Origin of the sequence: Shimia sp. Alg240-R146 (genome assembly GCF_947331465.1) — a bacterium.
Classification (GTDB): domain Bacteria; phylum Pseudomonadota; class Alphaproteobacteria; order Rhodobacterales; family Rhodobacteraceae; genus Shimia.
Genome location: NZ_CAMZOK010000001.1, coordinates 306,396 through 324,848 on the forward strand (window position 1 = coordinate 306,396; position 18,453 = coordinate 324,848).

Below are 18,453 nucleotides of genomic sequence, written 5' to 3' on the forward strand. Positions count from 1 at the left end.
TCAGCTGTAAGCAAAAAGGAGCAGCACCGCGCCAAGAATGACGCGGTAGATGACGTAGGGTGTGAAGCTGACGGATTTCAGCAGGCGCATCATCAAGGCCAGTGCGAGCAGGGCCGCAAAGAAAGAAAATACGGCGGCCAGAGCCATGTCGCGCAGCATGGCGACATCTGCTTGGGCTGCGACGTCCAGACCGAGCAAGGTGCCGCTGGCAAATATGGTCGGGATCGACATCAGCATGGCAATCTTGGCGGCATCGGAGCGCTTATAACCAAGAAACCGCGCACCGGTGATCGTTATGCCGGAGCGGGAGGTGCCGGGGATCAGAGCAACGGCCTGCCAGACACCCAGTAGCCAAGCGTCTTTGGTGGACCAGTCCGCTTCAGATTTTGTGCTGGGGCCTTTTTGGTCAGCCCACCAGAGCACAAGACCGAAACCTAACATCGTCCAGCCAATCAGGGCGACAGACCGCATAGCGTCGTTGAGACCTGTGACCTTTAGGAAAAGCCCTGCGATTATCACTGGGATTGTTGCAACGATCAGCAGATAGGCGAGCTTACTGCCGGGCGTGTCGCGCTTTCCGGTCAGGGCGCGTGGTAGGCCAAGGATGGCAAGGCGGACGTCGGACCAGAAATAGAGGATCACTGCGCCCAATGTGCCTACGTGGGCCGCGACGTCTATGGCAAGTCCCTGATCGTCTAGTCCAACCAGATTCGGCAGCAAAATCAGATGGCCCGAGGAGCTTACCGGAAGAAATTCCGTGATGCCTTGGATGACGGCGACCAAAAGAATGTGAAAGACTGGCATGGTCATCGGGTTCCTTGCATTGACACACAACGTATAAGTGCCCAATTTTTCAAAGGAAATATGCATTTTAGATCCGACTCGGACCTAAAAAACCGGCCTGATCACTAAAATTGACCCCATGCCACACAAAAAACTGATATATAGGTCAGTATGACTGACTTTTATATCCTTTCCGAACTCTTTACAGACACATTCTGACGGAAAAGTAGGAGGCAGCGACGTGGCTAAGCAACCGATGTTGAAATTTGTATCTGTGGAACGTGACATGCCGGTGAAGCGGGATGCCAGTGTGCGCAAAGAAGATTTCAATGAAATCTATGCGGAGTTCGCCAAGGCCAAGGCCGAGGAGCAGTCAAGCCGGTGCAGCCAATGTGGTGTGCCGTATTGCCAGAGCCATTGCCCGTTGCACAACAATATCCCTGATTGGCTGCGCCTGACGGCGACGGGTCGGTTGGAAGAAGCTTATGCCGTTAGCCAAGCCACCAACACGTTCCCGGAAATCTGTGGCCGTATCTGCCCGCAGGACCGTCTGTGTGAAGGCAACTGTGTGATTGAACAGTCCGGCCACGGCACTGTGACCATCGGATCGGTGGAGAAATACATCACCGATACCGCGTGGGAAAAGGGGTGGGTCAAACCCGCGTCTCCGAGCCAGGAGCGTACGGAAAGCGTGGGCATTATCGGGGCGGGTCCCGGTGGTCTTGCCGCTGCAGATCGCCTGCGCCGCGCGGGTATTCAGGTGACAATATATGACCGCTATGACCGCGCTGGCGGCTTGCTGACCTATGGCATTCCCGGATTCAAGTTGGAGAAAGAAGTGGTCATGCGCCGCAACCAGTTGCTGGCAGACGGTGGTGTGACCTTCAAGATGAACTGCGAAGTTGGCAAGGACATCTCCTTTGCCGATATTCGCGCTGCACATAACGCGGTGATCATCGCAACGGGTGTCTACAAAAGCCGTGATTTGCAGGGGCCGGGCGCCGGTGCCAAGGGCATCGTGAAGGCGATTGATTATCTGACTGCGTCCAACCGTCAGGACTTTGGCGACAGCGTACCGGAGATCGAAAGCGGTGAGCTGAATGCAGAAGGCAAGAAGGTCGTTGTGATCGGTGGCGGCGACACTGCGATGGATTGTGTGCGCACCGCGATCCGTCAGGGTGCCGACAGCGTGAAATGCCTGTATCGCCGCGACAAGGCCAACATGCCCGGCTCGCAGCGTGAAACACAGAATGCCGAAGAAGAAGGCGTGGAATTTGTCTGGCTGAGCGCGCCAAAAGGGTTCACCGGCGGCGACACAGTCGAAGGTGTGATGGTGCAGAAGATGCGGTTGGGTCAGCCCGACGCGTCGGGCCGTCAAAGCCCCGAAGTGATCGAAGGCGCGGACTATGTCGAAAAGGCCGATCTGGTGATCAAAGCGCTAGGCTTTTCCCCTGAAGATCTGCCGACCCTGTGGGACGCACCTGAGCTGGAAGTGACCCGTTGGGGCACTGTAAAGGCGCAGTTCACCACGGGTGCGACTGACCTTGAGGGCGTTTATGCGGTGGGCGACATCGTGCGCGGCGCGTCGCTTGTGGTTTGGGCCATCAAAGACGGTCGCGATTGCGCAGATGCGATTGTTGAAAAGCTTGGCGTGCCGACAGCTGTGGCCGCCGAATAAGGCAATCGGCATCGCGTCGGTAATTCGTCGGTATCGCGACGGTGCCGATGCTTGCCCCCAAAACACGAAACGTCAGAACATCTGACCAAGATGATGAAAAGGTAAACGACATGGTAACCCGGAACGGACATTGCATGTGTGGCGCGGTGAATTTCACCGCGACCGGCGTGTCGTCCGAATTCGGGGCCTGCTACTGCGACATGTGCCGCCGTTGGAATGGCGACCGTTTTGTTGGGGTGCATGTGCCGTTTGGCGCAATGCAGATCGACGGCGCGGACCAGATCACCACCCACAAAAGTTCGGATTGGGCGGAGCGGTCGTTTTGCAAAAACTGCGGATCGAACCTTTGGTATCGCCTGACCGATGGGCCGGATGCGGGAAATTATTCTGTGGCGCTGGGTCTGATTGATGATGTGACCGGCATGACGCTGGCGCGAGAGTTCTTTGTGGACCGCAAGGATTGTTTGTTCGACCTGCCGGAAGGGCGGATCCAGATGACCACCGCGGACATCCACGCGAAATACGGATTGTCAGAGGAGGCGTCCAAATGATGCGGATTGTTGGAGTTTTGGTCCTGATGGCGGGGCCAGTGACGGCGCAGACCGTTCCGGTACCAGAGAGTTGTGAGGCCTTTGCGACGGTCCATAAGGACAGTTGTGTTGCGACGTCCTATCTGCGGTGTGGCGATCAGGTGGATGCCGTGTCTTACATGTCTGGCAAATTGACGGACACGCACAGCTTTGGCCCGGATTGGGATATGGTTGCGTATTTTGCCGATGATGGCCGGATGCAGGTCGAAGCAGAAGCCGGCAGCGCGCCTGAGGCGTCGTTGACCACGGCATTTGAGACCGGTGAAAGCGTCGGTGAACGTCCGGTGATCATGACCGGAAGTGTGTTGGCGGGCAGCGCAATCGATGTGCAAAGCAAGCTGGCCTTTGGGGATGAAACCACCGAGATCAGCGGCACCACGTTTCGCATTGGCACGCTCACGCGGGTGATGACTGTGCGCAAGAACGGTGTGCGGTCGCAATATGACTTTGAGGTCTTCGCCAGCGAAGACAAATCCCTGTTCATCGAGGGATCGGCAGATGTGGACCTGTTTGGGCGCAAGAGCCGCCTGGAATGGACGCCCCGCAAGATTTCTTATCCCGGTGAGGCAGGTTTTCTGGCCACCACAAGTGACATTGCCTGCGATTGAGCAGGCCCCGATTAGAGACAAATCCAAAAGGCAGCGGTGGCTGAAAACGCCACCCACCAAAGGAACGAAGGAGAGCCCCAATGACCAAGTATGACGACAACTGGGTGCGCGAAGAAGAAGCCAAGCGCAAGTTCATGGCCGAAAACGGTCTGTATGATGAGAGCGAAGAGCACTCATCCTGTGGCGTGGGCCTTGTGGTCAGCATTGATGGCAAACCCAGCCGCAAAGTGGTTGAGGCGGGCATTACTGCGTTGAAGGCGATCTGGCACCGTGGTGCTGTGGATGCGGACGGCAAAACCGGAGATGGCGCCGGTATTCACGTGCAGATTCCGGTCAACTTTTTCTATGACCAGATCAAGCGCACTGGTCATGAGCCCATCAAGGACGAGTTGATGGCCGTGGGTCAGGTGTTCCTGCCGCGCACCGATCATGGTGCGCAGGAAAGCTGTCGGACGATTGTGGAAACCGAAGTGCTGAAGATGGGTTATCGCATCTATGGCTGGCGCCATGTGCCGGTGGATGTGACCTGTCTGGGCGAGAAAGCCAATGCGACGCGGCCCGAGATCGAACAGATCCTGATCACCAATTCCAAGGGAGTTGATGAGGAAACGTTTGAGCGCGAACTGTATGTGATCCGTCGCCGCATCGAGAAAGCTGCGTTGGCGGCTAACATCAGCGGGCTTTATATCGCGTCGTTGTCGTGCCGCTCGATCATCTACAAAGGCATGATGTTGGCCGAGCAGGTGGCGGTGTTCTATCCTGACCTGTTGGATGAGCGTTTCGAGAGTGCGTTTGCGCTGTATCACCAGCGCTATTCCACCAACACATTCCCACAGTGGTGGCTGGCACAGCCATTCCGCATGTTGGCCCACAACGGCGAGATCAACACGCTCAAGGGCAACCTGAACTGGATGAAGAGCCACGAGATCCGCATGGCGTCGGCCTCGTTTGGCGATCACGCCGAGGATATCAAGCCAATCGTGCCGGGTGGCGCGTCGGATTCGGCGGCGCTGGACGGTGTGTTTGAAGTTCTGGTGCGCGCTGGGCGGTCTGCGCCGATGGCGAAAACCATGCTGGTGCCTGAGTCGTGGTCCAAGCAGGCGGTTGAGCTGCCGCAGGCGTGGCGGGACATGTATTCCTACTGCAACTCGGTGATGGAGCCGTGGGACGGCCCTGCTGCACTGGCGATGACCGATGGTCGTTGGGTGTGTGCGGGTCTGGATCGCAACGGCCTGCGCCCGATGCGGTATGTCGTGACCGGTGACGGGCTGCTGATTTCCGGCTCCGAAGCAGGCATGGTGCCGATTGACGAGGCATCGGTTGTTGAAAAAGGTGCGCTTGGTCCGGGGCAGTTGTTGGCCGTGGATATGAAAGAGGGCAAGCTGTACCACGACACTGAGATCAAGGATAAGCTGGCCGGCGCGCGTCCGTTTGGCGAGTGGGTTGGCAAGATCCGCGACCTGGCCGGTGAGCTGCAAAGCGTGACCGAGACCGCAACGTTTGCGGGCGAAGATTTGCGGCAGCGACAAATCGCGGCCGGATATTCGATGGAAGAGGTCGAGCAGATCCTTGCGCCTATGGCTGAGGATGGCAAAGAGGCGTTGGCGTCGATGGGGGATGACACCCCGAGCGCGGTTCTGTCCAAGCTTTACCGTCCGTTGAGCCACTTCTTCCGCCAGAACTTTTCTCAGGTGACCAACCCGCCAATCGACAGCTTGCGTGAATACCGCGTGATGAGCCTGAAGACGCGGTTTGGCAATTTGAAGAACGTGCTGGGCGAAGATGGCAGTCAGACCGAGATTGTCATGCTGGAAAGCCCGTTTGTGGCCAACAAGCAGTTTGAGACATTGCTGGAAGCGTTCGACGACACTGTTGTTCGTATCGATTGTACTTTTGATGCGGGTGAAGGTGCGTTGCAGGCGGGTCTGGAGCGTATTCGCGCGGAAGCCGAAGATGCAGTGCGGTCCGGTGCCGGGCACATTGTTCTGAGCGACGAAGCGCAGGGCGCCGACAAGGTTGCCATGCCGATGATCCTCGCGACCAGCGCAGTGCATAGCCACCTGACGCGCAAAGGGCTGCGGACGTTCTGTTCGCTGAACGTGCGCTCCGCAGAATGTATCGACCCGCATTATTTTGCCGTTCTGATTGGCTCAGGCGCCACGGTGGTGAACGCCTATCTGGCCGAGGACACGCTGGCAGATCGCATTGCGCGTGGTCTGGCGGATGGCACATTGACCGAGAATATGGCGCGGTATCGCGAAGCCATCGATCAGGGTCTGCTCAAGATCATGGCGAAGATGGGCATTTCGGTGATCTCGTCTTATCGCGGTGGCCTGAACTTTGAAGCTGTGGGTCTGAGCCGCGCGATGTGTGCGGAATACTTCCCCGGTATGACCAGCCGGATTTCCGGCATTGGTGTCAGCGGCATTCAACGCAAGGCCGAGCAAGTTCACGCCAAAGGGTTCCTGAGCGGCACAGATGTGTTGCCGATCGGCGGTTTCTACAAGGCGCGTAAGTCGGGTGAGACCCACGCGTGGGGCGCACAGTCGATGCACATGCTGCAAGCGGCCTGTAACCGCGCGAGCTATGAGCTGTGGAAACAGTATAGCGCCAAGATGCGGGCCAACCCGCCCATCCATCTGCGCGACCTGCTGGACATCAAGGCGATTGGCAAGCCGATCCCGATTGAAGAAGTTGAAAGCATCACCGCGATCCGCAAGCGTTTCGTAACGCCCGGCATGTCGCTGGGGGCGTTGTCGCCTGAGGCGCACAAAACGCTGAACGTGGCGATGAACCGGATCGGTGCCAAGTCGGATTCCGGTGAGGGTGGCGAAGATCCGGCGCACTTTGTGCCGGAGCCAAATGGCGACAACCCGTCTGCAAAAATCAAGCAGGTGGCGTCGGGTCGTTTTGGCGTAACCGCTGAGTATCTGAACCAGTGTGAAGAGCTGGAAATCAAAGTTGCACAGGGCGCCAAGCCCGGTGAAGGCGGCCAGTTGCCGGGTATGAAGGTCACCGACCTGATTGCACGTCTGCGTCACTCGACCAAAGGTGTGACGCTGATTTCTCCGCCGCCGCACCACGACATCTACTCAATCGAGGACCTGGCGCAGCTGATCTATGATCTGAAGCAGATCAACCCGCGCTGTAAGGTGACGGTGAAGCTGGTGGCGTCGAGCGGCGTCGGCACAATTGCTGCCGGTGTGGCGAAAGCCAAAGCCGACATCATCCTGATCTCGGGCCACAATGGCGGCACGGGTGCATCGCCCGCGACGTCGATCAAATACTGTGGTCTGCCGTGGGAAATGGGCCTGACCGAAGCGCATCAGGTTCTGGCGATGAACAAGCTGCGCGAGCGGGTGACATTGCGGACAGACGGTGGTTTGCGCACGGGTCGTGACATTGTCATGGCGGCAATGATGGGTGCCGAGGAATACGGTATCGGCACCGCGGCGTTGATCGCGATGGGCTGTATCATGGTGCGTCAGTGCCAGTCCAACACCTGCCCCGTCGGTGTGTGTACGCAAGACGAAGATTTGCGTGCGAAATACACCGGCTCTGCGGACAAAGTGGTCAACCTGATCACCTTCTATGCGCAGGAAGTGCGTGAGATTTTGGCCAGCATCGGGGCGCGTAGCCTTGAGGATGTCATCGGCCGCGCGGACCTGTTGGCGCAGGTTAGCCGTGGATCGGCGCATCTGGACGATCTGGATCTCAACCCGCTGTTGATCACCGTCGATGGCGCGCATGACATCGTTTATAACCGCGACAAAGACCGCAACTATGTGCCTGATACGCTGGATGCGGAAATCGTGCGCGATGCGGCGCGGTTCCTTGAGGATGGCGAGAAGATGCAGTTGTCTTATGCCGTGCAGAACACGCACCGGACCGTGGGCACACGCACCTCAAGCCATATCGTGCGCAATTTCGGTATGCGCAATGCGCTTCAGGATGATCACCTGACGGTCAAGCTGACCGGGTCTGCGGGTCAGTCTCTGGGGGCCTTTGCAGCACCGGGATTGAAGATCGAAGTGTCGGGCGATGCCAACGACTATGTTGGCAAAGGCCTGTCCGGGGGCACCGTGGTGGTGCGTCCGCCAATGGCAAGCCCGCTGACGGCGGCGGATAACACGATCATCGGCAACACCGTGCTTTATGGCGCAACCGATGGCCATCTGTTTGCAGCCGGTCGCGCAGGGGAGCGGTTCGCCGTTCGAAACTCTGGTGCGAAGGTCGTGATCGAGGGCTGTGGCGCGTGTGGGTGTGAATACATGACCGGCGGCATTGCTGTGATCCTTGGCGAAATCGGCGCGAACTTTGGCGCGGGCATGACCGGTGGCATGGCTTATCTGTATGATCCGGATGGCAAAGCCGAAAACGTCATGAACATGGAAACGCTGGTGACCTGTCCTGTGACGGTTCAGCATTGGGAAGATCAGCTGAAAGGCTTGATTGAACGCCATGTTGCAGAGACCGGCAGCCGTAAGGCCGCGGATATTCTGCAGCACTGGGACATGGAGAAAGGCAACTTCCTTCAAGTGTGCCCCAAAGAGATGTTGGTGCACATCCCGCATCCGCTGACCAACGACAGCGCGGCGGTTCCGGCCGAATAAGGCAGGAATAGAGACTGAAATTGGCCCCTGCCGGTGAACAACGGCGGGGGCTTTTTGTTTGCGACTTCGGCTTTGGGCAGGAAGCCGCGCCACAGTATCTGAGGTCTCGCCGTGCTTCGGGAATTGATTTAGGATCTTTGACATCAGGTTGGGCACGGAGGAGACCTACATGCGATTTTTCAAACCGATGCTGGGCCTGGTGTTGTCGGTGCTGGCAAGCGCCTCAATGGCAGGCGAATGTGGTTACAATGTGTGCTGGGGCGCTGTGGGGATTGGGCCAAACGGCGCTTGGGGATATTCCCACAGCCAACAAAGCGAAAGTGAAGCGCGGCTTGCGGTGCGCAGTGCCTGTGAAGGTGACTGTAATGTGATCGAAACCTTTTACAACGCCTGTGGCGCCATGGCAGAGGGCAGCGATGGCAACTGGGGATTTGGTTGGGCAGAGGCGCGCGGTCCCGCTGAGGAGACAGCGCTTGATTATTGTGGCGAACACGGACCGAATTGTGCGGTTCGGGTTTGGGCGTGTTCGAAATAGGCAACGAGGCTTGCGGGGACGCGGGGGAGGCTTTACTTCCTTTGTTGAGAGCGGCAGCGGGCGTCCATGGCAAAGAAGTCAAAGAAAAAGCAGAAGAAACCTGAGTCGCGGTGGTTGCGTCGGCGGTGGTTGAAGGCGCGGTATTGGCTGCGCCGCGCGGCTGTTTGGGCGGTGTCTTTTACGGTTTTGGCCGTGGTCTTCTTTGCGATTGTGAACCCGCCAATCACTTGGACGATGTTTAGTGAAAAGCGCCGTCTAGGGCATTTGGATCATCAATGGACCCCGATGGAGCAGATTGCACCGGTGATGGCGCGGTCTGTCGTGGCGGCGGAAGATGCCAATTTCTGTTTGCACTGGGGATTTGACGTGGCTGCGATCCGCGATGCCATAGAGGATGGTGGCGGGCGCGGTGCATCGACCCTGACGCAGCAAACGGTCAAGAACGTTTTTCTGTGGCAGGGGCGCAGTTATGTCCGCAAAGCTCTGGAGGCGGTGTTGACGCCTTTGGTGGAAATCGGTTGGTCCAAGCGGCGGATTCTTGAGGTCTATCTGAATATTGCCGAATTTGACGAAGGCGTGTTTGGGATCGAAGCGGCGGCGCGGCATTACTTTGGCGTTGGGCCGGAAAAATTGAGCGCCACACAGGCGGCGCGGTTGGCGGTGGTACTGCCCAACCCGAAGGCGCGATCGGCGAGCCAGCCAACGGCGCGGTTGCGACGACGGGCGGCAGCGATCATGGACGGCGCCGAAACCATACGCGGGGAGTCGCGTGGCGCTTGTTTTGCGGATTGAATTACCCGTAAGGTCGGGGCATTGAAGGCGAAATGATCAAATCAAGTGATGTTGTGATGAATCGACTGTTCCATGTGCCTATGTCTCCGTTTTGCCGCAAGGTGCGCCTTTGCATGGGTGAAAAGCGGCTGGAGGTGGAGCTGGTCGAGGAGCGGTACTGGGAGCAAGACCCGGATTTCCTGCGCCGCAACCCCGCTGCGAAGGTGCCGATCCTGAAGATGGACGGCAAAATGATGGCCGACAGCAATGCCATTTGCGAATATCTAGAAGAAAAATACCCGGAGCCCGCGTTGATGCCGCGTGATGCGGATGGTCGCTATGAGGTGCGCCGTCTGGTGGCGTGGTTTGATGACAAATTCCACCACGAGGTCACGTCCAAGCTTTTGTATGAGCGGGTCAACAAAAAGCTGATGGGCACCGGATATCCCGACAGTGGCAATGTGAAGGCCGGTGCCAAGGCGATCAAGTATCATCTGGACTATATGGCTTGGTTGCTGGATCACCGGCGCTGGCTGGCTGGTGATGTGATGACGATGGCGGATTTCGCTGCTGCGGCGCATTTGTCGGCATTGGATTACATTTCGGATGTGGACTGGAACCGGTCGCAGGTGGTCAAGGATTGGTATGCGACGATCAAATCGCGCCCTGCATTCCGCGCCATTCTGGCGGATCAGGTACCCGGTTTCCCGCCGCCTGCGCATTATGCCGATCTCGATTTCTAGAATGCGCTCAATGGCGGGGGGCCAGCCCCTCGTACCCCTCAGGATATGTGGGGCAAGAGGAAAGGGCGCGCCGTGACGGATCTGAAGGCGCGATTGGTTGCAGAGGCGCAGGCCATCGGGTTTGACATGGCGCGGGTGTGTCGTCCGGATGCGGTGCCGCAAGTTGCGGCCGGTCTGGGTGGATTTCTGGCCAAGGATTATCACGGCACAATGGGCTGGTTGGCGGAGCGCACGCATTGGCGGTCTGATCCGGCGGCGCTGTGGCCGGAAGCGCGATCTGTGATCGTGCTGGGCGAGAGTTACACGCCGGATCATGATCCGCTGGCGGTGCATCAGATGGCGGATCGGGGCGCGATTTCGGTCTATGCGCAGAACCGGGATTATCACGACACGGTCAAAAAGCGGCTCAAGCGGTTGGCGCGGTGGTTGATTGCCGAAACAGGTGACGCGACGCAGGTGAAAGTGTTTGTGGATACGGCGCCTGTGCCGGAGAAGCCCCTGGGGCAGGCTGCGGGGCTGGGATGGCAGGGCAAACACACCAATCTGGTGAGCCGCGATCTGGGATCCTGGTTCTTTATTGGATCGGTGTTCACAACCGTCGAATTAGAGACTGATCCAGCGGAAATCGATCATTGCGGGACGTGCCGCGCCTGTCTGGATGCCTGCCCGACAGGGGCGTTTCCTGCGCCGCATCAGATCGACGCGCGGCGCTGCATTTCTTATCTGACAATCGAGCATCATGGTCCGGTCGAGGAAGAGTTGCGCGCCCTAATGGGCAACCGGATTTATGGCTGTGACGACTGTCTTGGGGTGTGTCCGTGGAACAAATTCGCCCAAGAGGCGCGGGAAGTGAAATACCACGCTCGCACAGAGTTGGTGGCACCCAAACTGGCAGACCTTGCGGCGTTCGATGATGCCGGGTTTCGAGCCCATTTTTCGGGGTCACCAATCAAACGGATCGGGCGCGACAGATTTGTCCGCAATGTGCTTTACGCCATCGGAAATTCGGGTGATTTGGCCTTACTAGAGACTGCATTGAGGTTATGTGAAGACCCTGATCCGGTTGTGGCAGATGCGGCGCAATGGGCGGCGGCGCGGCTAAGGGGCGAATAACCGGTCGTCAGTTTAGGTGTTGGCGGAGGTGGGCAGGCATGACCCGTCGGAACCTGTCAGGCCGCAAAACTTCCGCCCAGCGCGACGTTCAGATCGACGAAGTCCACAGCGCGATTGCGCCGGTCAAGCGCCAGAGCGTTCTGTGTGTCCAGAAACGCGCGCTCTGCGTCCAGAACCTGCAGGAAGGAGACCTTTTGTTCGGCATAGGCCGCGCGCGCAATTTCAAGAACCTTTGCTGCTGCCTTCTCCGCCAGAGTGGCCTTTTCAACAGCCGATGTGTTCTGATCCAGTGCATACATCGCATTGCGGACTTCTTCTACCGCGAGCACGACTTCCTTCTCCCACGCGGCCTGACGCTCATCTATCAGCCCTTGCGCAGTTTTCACCTTTCCTTGGCGGACCGGTCTGTCAAAAATCGGCAGATCAATATTCAGCCTCACAAAACCGCCCAGCGGGTCGAAGCCGGAACCTCCGTTTTCAAGATTGATGTTCCCGGTCAGGCTGAGGCTTGGATAAAGATCGGCTTCCGACACGCCAAGCAGGGCGACGGCTTCGGCCAGTTTCTTTTCGGCGTAGACGATATCAGGCCGGTTTCTGACCAGATCCGTAGGAACGCCAATGTTCAGGGATTTGTAGCTCGGCGCCGGTTGCGGCGCTTTGACGTCAAGGTCGGAACGCTGAGCGAGATTAGTGCTTCCGGCCAGTGCGGTGACTCGGTTAACCATGCGGACAAAGAACACGCGTGCGTCAGGAACGGTGGACTGCGTGCGCAACACAAGCGCTTCGGCCTGCGCCACTTCCAATTCGCTGGCCCCGCCTGTTTCCAGAAGTTTGCGTGTCGCGACCAGGGTGTCTTCCCGGCTCTTTTGGACGCGCAATAAAATCCGGATCAATTCCTGCGCATAGCGCATATCCATGTAAGCCGTGATCACTTCGTCCACAAAAAGCAGTCGCCAAACATCCACATCCGCATAGCTGGCTTCCAGTCGGGCCACGGCGGCCTCGCGCTCTCTTTGCAACTTGCCAAACAGGTCCAGTTTCCAAGTGGCTTCTGTACGCGCAAACGTCGTGGCGGTGGTAGCTTCGCCACCACCACCGGACAATTTTGCTTCGCCAACTCTGACCGTTCCGGACAAAGGGAATCCCGATGATTCTAGGATCCCCTGAGATTGCAGGATACGCGCAGCGAGGCGTTGAACGTCTTTGTTATTCTTCAGCCCATACTCAACAATCTGATTGAGAATACTGTCGTTGTAAGCGGTCCACCATGTCGCGTCATTCTTGCGCGCCGGTGTTGCGGATTCCTTTAGGAATTTGTCCGGCAGTCCAATCTTGGGTTTTTCGAATTCAGGCCCAATGGGGGCGCAACCAGAAAGCAGTCCAAGCACGACCGCCCGCCGCGAAAGAAAGAGGGCGGAAGAATTGGACCTCATGCGTCTTTGGTCTCCGGCTCTGCCGCGGGTTTGGCCTCATGCGCCAGAGGTTCGTCCCAATCAACGTCGGAAACCTTCAATTCAACAGTGTCGGCCTCATAGTTCGGCGTCATGATCTGGACGTTGTTTTCATTGAACACGTCGGTGATGTTTTTGTGCAAATCGCTGAGCAAGAGGGGGAGGTAGGAGCCACGGGTTGTAAAGGCATTGATCTGATAGTTGGTTGCGAAATCCAGCAGGCCGGTGACCAGAACAAACGGCGCGGGTGATTTTTTGAGGCCATTCGTGCGTCGGGCGGCTTCGATCAGCATGGCCTCGACCTTTTTGCGCGGTTCTTCGTATCCGATGCCCACAGTTGTGTGCAAAACCAGTCCTTTGCCGTCGATCTTGCTGGAATAGTTGATCACTTCGGTAGAGAGCAGGGTCGCATTCGGGATCGAGATCAGCTCGTTTTTGACGGACTTCAGATAGGTTTCCATTAACCGGATCTGCATCACGTCGCCATAGTGGTCGCCCACCCGAATACGGTCGCCCACGTTCATGGAGCGTTTGTAGAGCACAAACAGACCGGCCAATACGTTGGAAATCACCGAGTTTGAGCCCAACGACACCATGACCCCGACGAGAATTGTCAGCCCTTGAAAGGCCGCCGAGTCCGAGCCCGGAATATAGGGGAAACAAATCACCGCTGCGGTCAGGATCAGACCGCCACGGATCAAGTTATAGGTCGGCCAGATCCAGTGATCTTCAAAGGATTTGAGCTCCACCACCCCCTGATCAACGCTTTCAAAGAACAGATAGACGCCGCGGATCAACCAACGGGTGATCGCGATGATGATGGCGATTGTGATCAGGTTCGGCAGATACGCGACAAAGCCGTAGAGCAAGCCGAGGATCGGGTCTGTCACATAGCGGATCAGCAGTTCGGCGACCGGGCGCGTGTTGGGAAAGGATCGCAACACAAAAGACAGATAGTAATAGAAACCGGTGAACAGGGTGATGTCGACCAAAAGCCGGATCACAAATTTGGCAATGTCTGAAACGGCCTGACTTTGGACGATGTCTCGGGTGGCTTCCTGAATGGCGCGGGTGCGTCGCTTGACGATCTGCGCCACAAGGCGGGGTGCGCGTTTGCGCAGCCACAGCAAAAGGACGCAATAGAACGCGAAGGCCACCGACCAGCCGAGCGCTGTGAAGGTGCTGTGAGAAAAGGCTTCGTCCGTGCGATTGGCCCGGTAGCGCAGGATGGCTTCTTCGATGGCGTCAGATTGCAGTGAGGACAAAACCGGCAATTCCATCTGTTCAAAGTCGGAGTCGGCTTGTGTCGTGACGCTTACCAAAACGCCATCGGCGAAGATGGAGCGGCCCAACTCATTTCTCTCAACGGTCATCACAACGGTTGTGGTTTCGTTGGATTCGGCCACCTGCACGATGCGGGCGACCACCAATGCGGCGCGTTCATCTGCTGGAAGGGCTGTGGAACCACGTACGGCAAAAAGCACTTCGCCGTCCACCTCAACCTCTTGGACAAAGGTGTCGTCGTCAAGCGCGGGTTGGCCGGAGGCTTCAGGCGCGTCTTCCTGAGCCCAAACAGATCCTGCGCAAAGAAACAGAACCATCAGGATTCGCAACATGTGTGAGACAATTGCCATCCTAGCTGTCCTCCCCGGTGCAGATACGTTGCCTAAAATACTATTGAGAGAACGCTAAACGCCATGTGACGGTACTCAAAGGGATTTTTTGAAAAGGGGAAAGTCGGGCACAAAAAAAGCCCGCCGAAAAGGGCGGGCTTTTTTGTGGGTGTGCAGGGCTTAGCGGCCTCTGTGACGGTTGCGCATCGCAATCAGGCGCAGGCGCAGGGCGTTGAGCTTGATAAAGCCCGCCGCGTCGCTTTGATCGTAGGCGCCTTCGTCATCTTCAAAGGTGACGTGCTCTTCGGAATAGAGCGATTCTTCGGACCAGCGGCCCACGGTGCTCACCGAGCCTTTGTAGAGTTTCAGGCGCACGGTGCCGGAGACATGTTCCTGGCTGACGTCGATGGCGGCTTGCAGCATTTCGCGTTCCGGCGAATACCAGAAGCCGTTGTAGATCAGCTCGGCATAGCGCGGCATCAGTTCGTCTTTCAGGTGCATCGCGCCACGGTCCATGGTGATGGATTCGATGCCGCGGTGCGCTTCCAGAAGAACGGTGCCGCCGGGGGTTTCGTAAATCCCGCGCGACTTCATACCAACAAAGCGCCCCTCAACGAGGTCAAGACGGCCAACGCCATGCGCGCCGCCAACTTCGTTCAGCTTGGTAAGGATCGTTGCCGGGCTCATGGCCTCGCCGTTGATGCTGACGGGATCGCCTTTTTCAAAGCCGATTTCGATGAACTCGGGGGTGTCGGGCGCGTCTTCGGGGTGCACCGTGCGCTGATAGACGTAATCCGGTGCCTCGACGGCGGGATCTTCCAGCACTTTGCCCTCAGATGAGGTGTGCAGAAGGTTCGCATCGACCGAAAATGGCGCTTCGCCGCGTTTGTCTGTGGCGATCGGGATTTGGTTCTTCTCAGCGAAGTCGAGCAGCTTGGTGCGGCTTGTCAGATCCCACTCACGCCAAGGCGCGATCACCTTGATGTCGGGGTCCAGCGCATAGGCCGCCAGTTCAAAGCGAACCTGATCGTTGCCCTTGCCGGTGGCGCCATGCGACACGGCATCGGCGCCGGTTGCCTTGGCAATTTCGATCAGACGTTTGGAGATCAGCGGACGCGCAATCGAGGTGCCCAGAAGATACAGACCTTCGTAGACCGCGTTGGCGCGGAACATCGGGAAAACAAAGTCTCGGACGAACTCTTCTCGGACATCTTCGATGTAGATGTTCTCTGGCTTGATACCCAGCAGTTCAGCCTTTTGACGGGCGGGTTCAAGCTCTTCGCCTTGACCCAGGTCCGCGGTAAAGGTCACCACTTCACAGCCATATTCAGTTTGCAGCCACTTCAGGATGATCGAGGTATCCAGACCACCGGAATAGGCCAGCACAACTTTCTTCGGAGCCGACATGTTTATTTCCCTCTTCGTGTAACGCCAGCGCGATAACGGGTTTTGGCAGGCAGGGCAAGGTGACGGGTTAACCGGACTTGCTTTTGTTGCTCTGCATGGTGTTTTCTGCCGCAAACAAACGAAAGAAGAGGGCAGGTCATGGAAGGCTGGAACATTTTTGCGCATTCGGTGCGTATGGTTGCGCGTAATTGGAAAGAGGCGCTGAAGATATTTTTGGTGCCGGGTTTGTTGGCCGGCGTGGTGATTGTCGTGCTAATTGGGCTAATTGAGGTCGGAGACCAGGGCGACGTTGGCGCGGGTTCGTTCTTTTTGGCGGTGATCGGTTTGCTTGCAGCGTTTTTGATCATGTTTTGGAGCGTGGTCAGTTGGCATCGTTTTGTTCTCTTGGAAGAATATCCGACTGGCTGGCTGCCCCCATTTCACTTTGACCGCATCCTGTCCTATTTTGGTCACGGGCTGTTGCTGGGGTTAGTGGCAGGTGCCTTGATGCTGCCGATCGCTTTGATCATCACCGCACTTGCGTCGGCTGGGCTGGGCGTTCTTACCATCGTCGTGGCCGTCCCGGCCTATATCTTTGTTGCCGTGATCATGTACCGGCTCATTCCAATTTTGCCGGCCGCCGCTATTGGGAAACCGCTGAAGTTTCGTGATAGTCTCAACGCGACAAAGGGGGCAGCGGGGTCGATCATCGCGCTCATCATCGTACTGTTTGTGGTGAATTTCCTCGTGCAGATGGCCGCTGGATTGCTGAGCGCGCTTGCGCCACTGTTAGGTGCAATAGCTTTGCTAGGAGCGACGGTCTTTCTGTCGATGGTAAATGTAAGCGTTTTGACCTCCTTTTATGGGCTGTATGTTGAAGGCCGCGATATCGACTGACCCTTGCCACCGACACGCACTTCGGTATGTGATCGGGCATGTCTGATTTTAAATCCAGTGCCCGGTCCGCCGTTGCCGCCATGCGCGAGGTGTTTCCTGCGACGCCGCTGCAACTGAACGCTCATCTGTCGCAGCGGTTTGGCGCGGATATCTGGCTTAAACGCGAGGATTTGACGCCGGTGCGGTCCTACAAGCTGCGCGGGGCGCTTAATGCCATGCGCAAGAAGCGGGCCGAAGCGCCGGATCAGCGTATTTTTGTTTGCGCAAGTGCGGGCAATCACGCGCAGGGCGTGGCCTTTATGTGCAAGCATTTTGATGTGCAAGGCGTGATCTTTATGCCGGTGACAACACCGCAGCAAAAGATTTTCAAGACGCAGATTTTTGGTGGTGACAACGTCGAAATCCGCCTTGTTGGGGACTATTTCGACGACACGCTGGCCGCCGCCAAAGTGTATTGCACAGAGGCCGGCGCGGTTTTTCTGTCACCGTTTGACGATGAGGACGTGATCGAAGGGCAGGCGGCTGTGGCTGTCGAGGTCGAGGACCAATTGGGTCGCGTGCCGGATCACATCATTCTGCCGGTGGGCGGTGGTGGGCTGAGTTCCGGTGTGCGCAGTTATTTTGGCGAGGCCAGCCGATACACGTTTGTGGAGCCGTCCGGTGCCGCCAGCCTTGCGGCGGCGGTAGAGGCGGGGCATCCGGTCACGCTCAATCAGCTCGATGGATTCGTTGATGGCGCGGCTGTGGCCCGTATTGGCGACCTGACCTTTGCCCGACTCGCGGATGTGTCTGCTGATGATGTGATTGCCGCTTCGGAGGATCGGATCTGTGCGACGATGATGGAGATGCTCAACGTCGAAGGCATCGTGCTGGAACCTGCGGGCGCTTTGGCGGTTGATGCGCTGAGCGATGTGGCCGATCAGATCCGCGGCAAGACAGTGGTTTGCGTTGTGTCGGGCGGGAATTTCGATTTTGAGCGACTGCCCGAGGTGAAAGAGCGGGCGCAGCGGTTTTCGGGCGTGAAGAAGTATTTCATTCTGCGGATGCCGCAGCGACCGGGCGCGCTTCGCGATTTTCTTGAAACATTGGGGCCTGAAGACGATATCGCGCGCTTTGAATATCTCAAGAAATCTGCGCGCAACTTCGGGTCTGTGTTGATCGGGATTGAAACCGCGCACGCCGAAAATTTCGACGCGCTGTTTGAGCGCATCGAACAGGCCGGCATGACATTCACCGACATCACCAACGATGAAACGCTGGGCGAGTTTGTGCTTTAGGCGGCGGCCAGTTTTTGTTCGAACGCCACTTTACTGTCGACAAAGGCGTTGAGGATCGCCGGGAGGTCAACCGTTGCGGCCTTACCGGCGGCGGAGGCTGCTTCGCCCGCCTGACACAGCTGGGAAAAGGTCTCAAATCCGAGGTTAAGCGCGCTGCCCTTCAGAAAGTGCAGATCCGCCTCAAGCTGTGACAGCTCAGGCGCGGTGCGCAGACGCGCGATGACTTCTTCCACCTCATCGAGGAAAAGCTCGACAACTTCGTCAAAATCTTCAATTCCGATTTCGTCGCGCAGCTCTTGCACCCGGTCCCAATCGATCATGGGTCACTCCTTTTGTCTTTGGTTTGGAGAATCGCAGAAAAGTGTTAACAAAAGCTGGTCGATAAAATTTTTACT

Annotated in this window: 15 protein-coding genes; 10 read left to right on the forward strand and 5 right to left on the reverse strand. The window is 57.4% G+C overall.

What is annotated here, in order from left to right:
* On the reverse strand, window positions 1-804 hold the full coding sequence (locus PG871_RS01485) for an undecaprenyl-diphosphate phosphatase (RefSeq protein ID WP_270728655.1): 804 nt from the start codon (window positions 802-804) through the stop codon (window positions 1-3).
* A 220-nt stretch (window positions 805-1,024) separates the two neighbouring features.
* Between PG871_RS01485 and PG871_RS01490 the strand changes: the two genes are divergently transcribed.
* The 8 genes from PG871_RS01490 (at window position 1,025) to queG (ending at window position 11,434) form a co-directional block, all read left to right on the forward strand.
* Window positions 1,025-2,461 (forward strand): NAD(P)-dependent oxidoreductase, encoded by a 1,437-nt coding sequence (locus PG871_RS01490; RefSeq protein ID WP_270725300.1) that lies wholly within the window; start codon window positions 1,025-1,027, stop codon window positions 2,459-2,461.
* Window positions 2,462-2,571: 110 nt separating this feature from the next.
* Entirely contained in the window at window positions 2,572-3,012 is a 441-nt protein-coding gene (locus PG871_RS01495) for a GFA family protein (RefSeq protein WP_270725302.1), read from the forward strand.
* On the forward strand, window positions 3,009-3,659 hold the full coding sequence (locus PG871_RS01500) for a hypothetical protein (RefSeq protein ID WP_270725304.1): 651 nt from the start codon (window positions 3,009-3,011) through the stop codon (window positions 3,657-3,659). The genes PG871_RS01495 and PG871_RS01500 overlap by 4 nt, the downstream gene beginning before the upstream one ends.
* 80 nt (window positions 3,660-3,739) lie before the next feature.
* On the forward strand, window positions 3,740-8,272 hold the full coding sequence (gene gltB, locus PG871_RS01505; RefSeq protein WP_270725306.1) for a glutamate synthase large subunit: 4,533 nt from the start codon (window positions 3,740-3,742) through the stop codon (window positions 8,270-8,272).
* A gap of 169 nt (window positions 8,273-8,441) precedes the next feature.
* Window positions 8,442-8,807: a DUF4189 domain-containing protein gene (locus tag PG871_RS01510; protein WP_270725307.1), complete on the forward strand. Its 366-nt coding sequence runs from the start codon at window positions 8,442-8,444 to the stop codon at window positions 8,805-8,807.
* A 66-nt stretch (window positions 8,808-8,873) separates the two neighbouring features.
* Complete coding sequence (gene mtgA, locus PG871_RS01515) at window positions 8,874-9,599, forward strand: monofunctional biosynthetic peptidoglycan transglycosylase (RefSeq protein WP_270725309.1); 726 nt, start codon at window positions 8,874-8,876, stop codon at window positions 9,597-9,599.
* 56 nt (window positions 9,600-9,655) lie between these two features.
* Window positions 9,656-10,321 carry an FtsZ-binding protein FzlA gene (fzlA, locus tag PG871_RS01520; RefSeq protein WP_270725310.1) on the forward strand — a complete coding sequence of 222 codons (666 nt, stop codon included), beginning with the start codon at window positions 9,656-9,658 and terminating at the stop codon, window positions 10,319-10,321.
* 45 nt (window positions 10,322-10,366) lie between these two features.
* Entirely contained in the window at window positions 10,367-11,434 is a 1,068-nt protein-coding gene (queG, locus tag PG871_RS01525) for a tRNA epoxyqueuosine(34) reductase QueG (RefSeq protein ID WP_270725312.1), read from the forward strand.
* A 56-nt stretch (window positions 11,435-11,490) separates the two neighbouring features.
* Here queG and PG871_RS01530 read toward each other — a convergent pair whose 3' ends face one another.
* The 3 genes from PG871_RS01530 to PG871_RS01540 form a co-directional block, all read right to left on the reverse strand.
* A complete protein-coding gene (locus PG871_RS01530) occupies window positions 11,491-12,822 on the reverse strand; it encodes an efflux transporter outer membrane subunit (protein ID WP_270725313.1) in 1,332 nt (443 codons plus the stop codon).
* A 41-nt stretch (window positions 12,823-12,863) separates the two neighbouring features.
* Complete coding sequence (locus PG871_RS01535; RefSeq protein ID WP_270725316.1) at window positions 12,864-14,519, reverse strand: mechanosensitive ion channel family protein; 1,656 nt, start codon at window positions 14,517-14,519, stop codon at window positions 12,864-12,866.
* 159 nt (window positions 14,520-14,678) lie between these two features.
* Window positions 14,679-15,905 (reverse strand): argininosuccinate synthase, encoded by a 1,227-nt coding sequence (locus tag PG871_RS01540; protein ID WP_270725318.1) that lies wholly within the window; start codon window positions 15,903-15,905, stop codon window positions 14,679-14,681.
* 228 nt (window positions 15,906-16,133) lie between these two features.
* On the opposite strand from PG871_RS01540, the gene PG871_RS01545 reads away from it, so the two are divergent.
* Entirely contained in the window at window positions 16,134-16,781 is a 648-nt protein-coding gene (locus tag PG871_RS01545; RefSeq protein ID WP_270725320.1) for a hypothetical protein, read from the forward strand.
* A gap of 38 nt (window positions 16,782-16,819) precedes the next feature.
* The gene (gene ilvA / locus PG871_RS01550; RefSeq protein WP_270725322.1) at window positions 16,820-18,058 is read left to right on the forward strand and encodes a threonine ammonia-lyase IlvA; all 1,239 of its coding nucleotides are present in this window, start codon (window positions 16,820-16,822) and stop codon (window positions 18,056-18,058) included.
* Here ilvA and PG871_RS01555 read toward each other — a convergent pair.
* Window positions 18,055-18,378: an Hpt domain-containing protein gene (locus tag PG871_RS01555; protein WP_270725323.1), complete on the reverse strand. Its 324-nt coding sequence runs from the start codon at window positions 18,376-18,378 to the stop codon at window positions 18,055-18,057. The two genes, ilvA and PG871_RS01555, sit on opposite strands and share 4 nt — an antisense overlap.
* Between the last annotated feature and the right edge of the window lie 75 nt (window positions 18,379-18,453).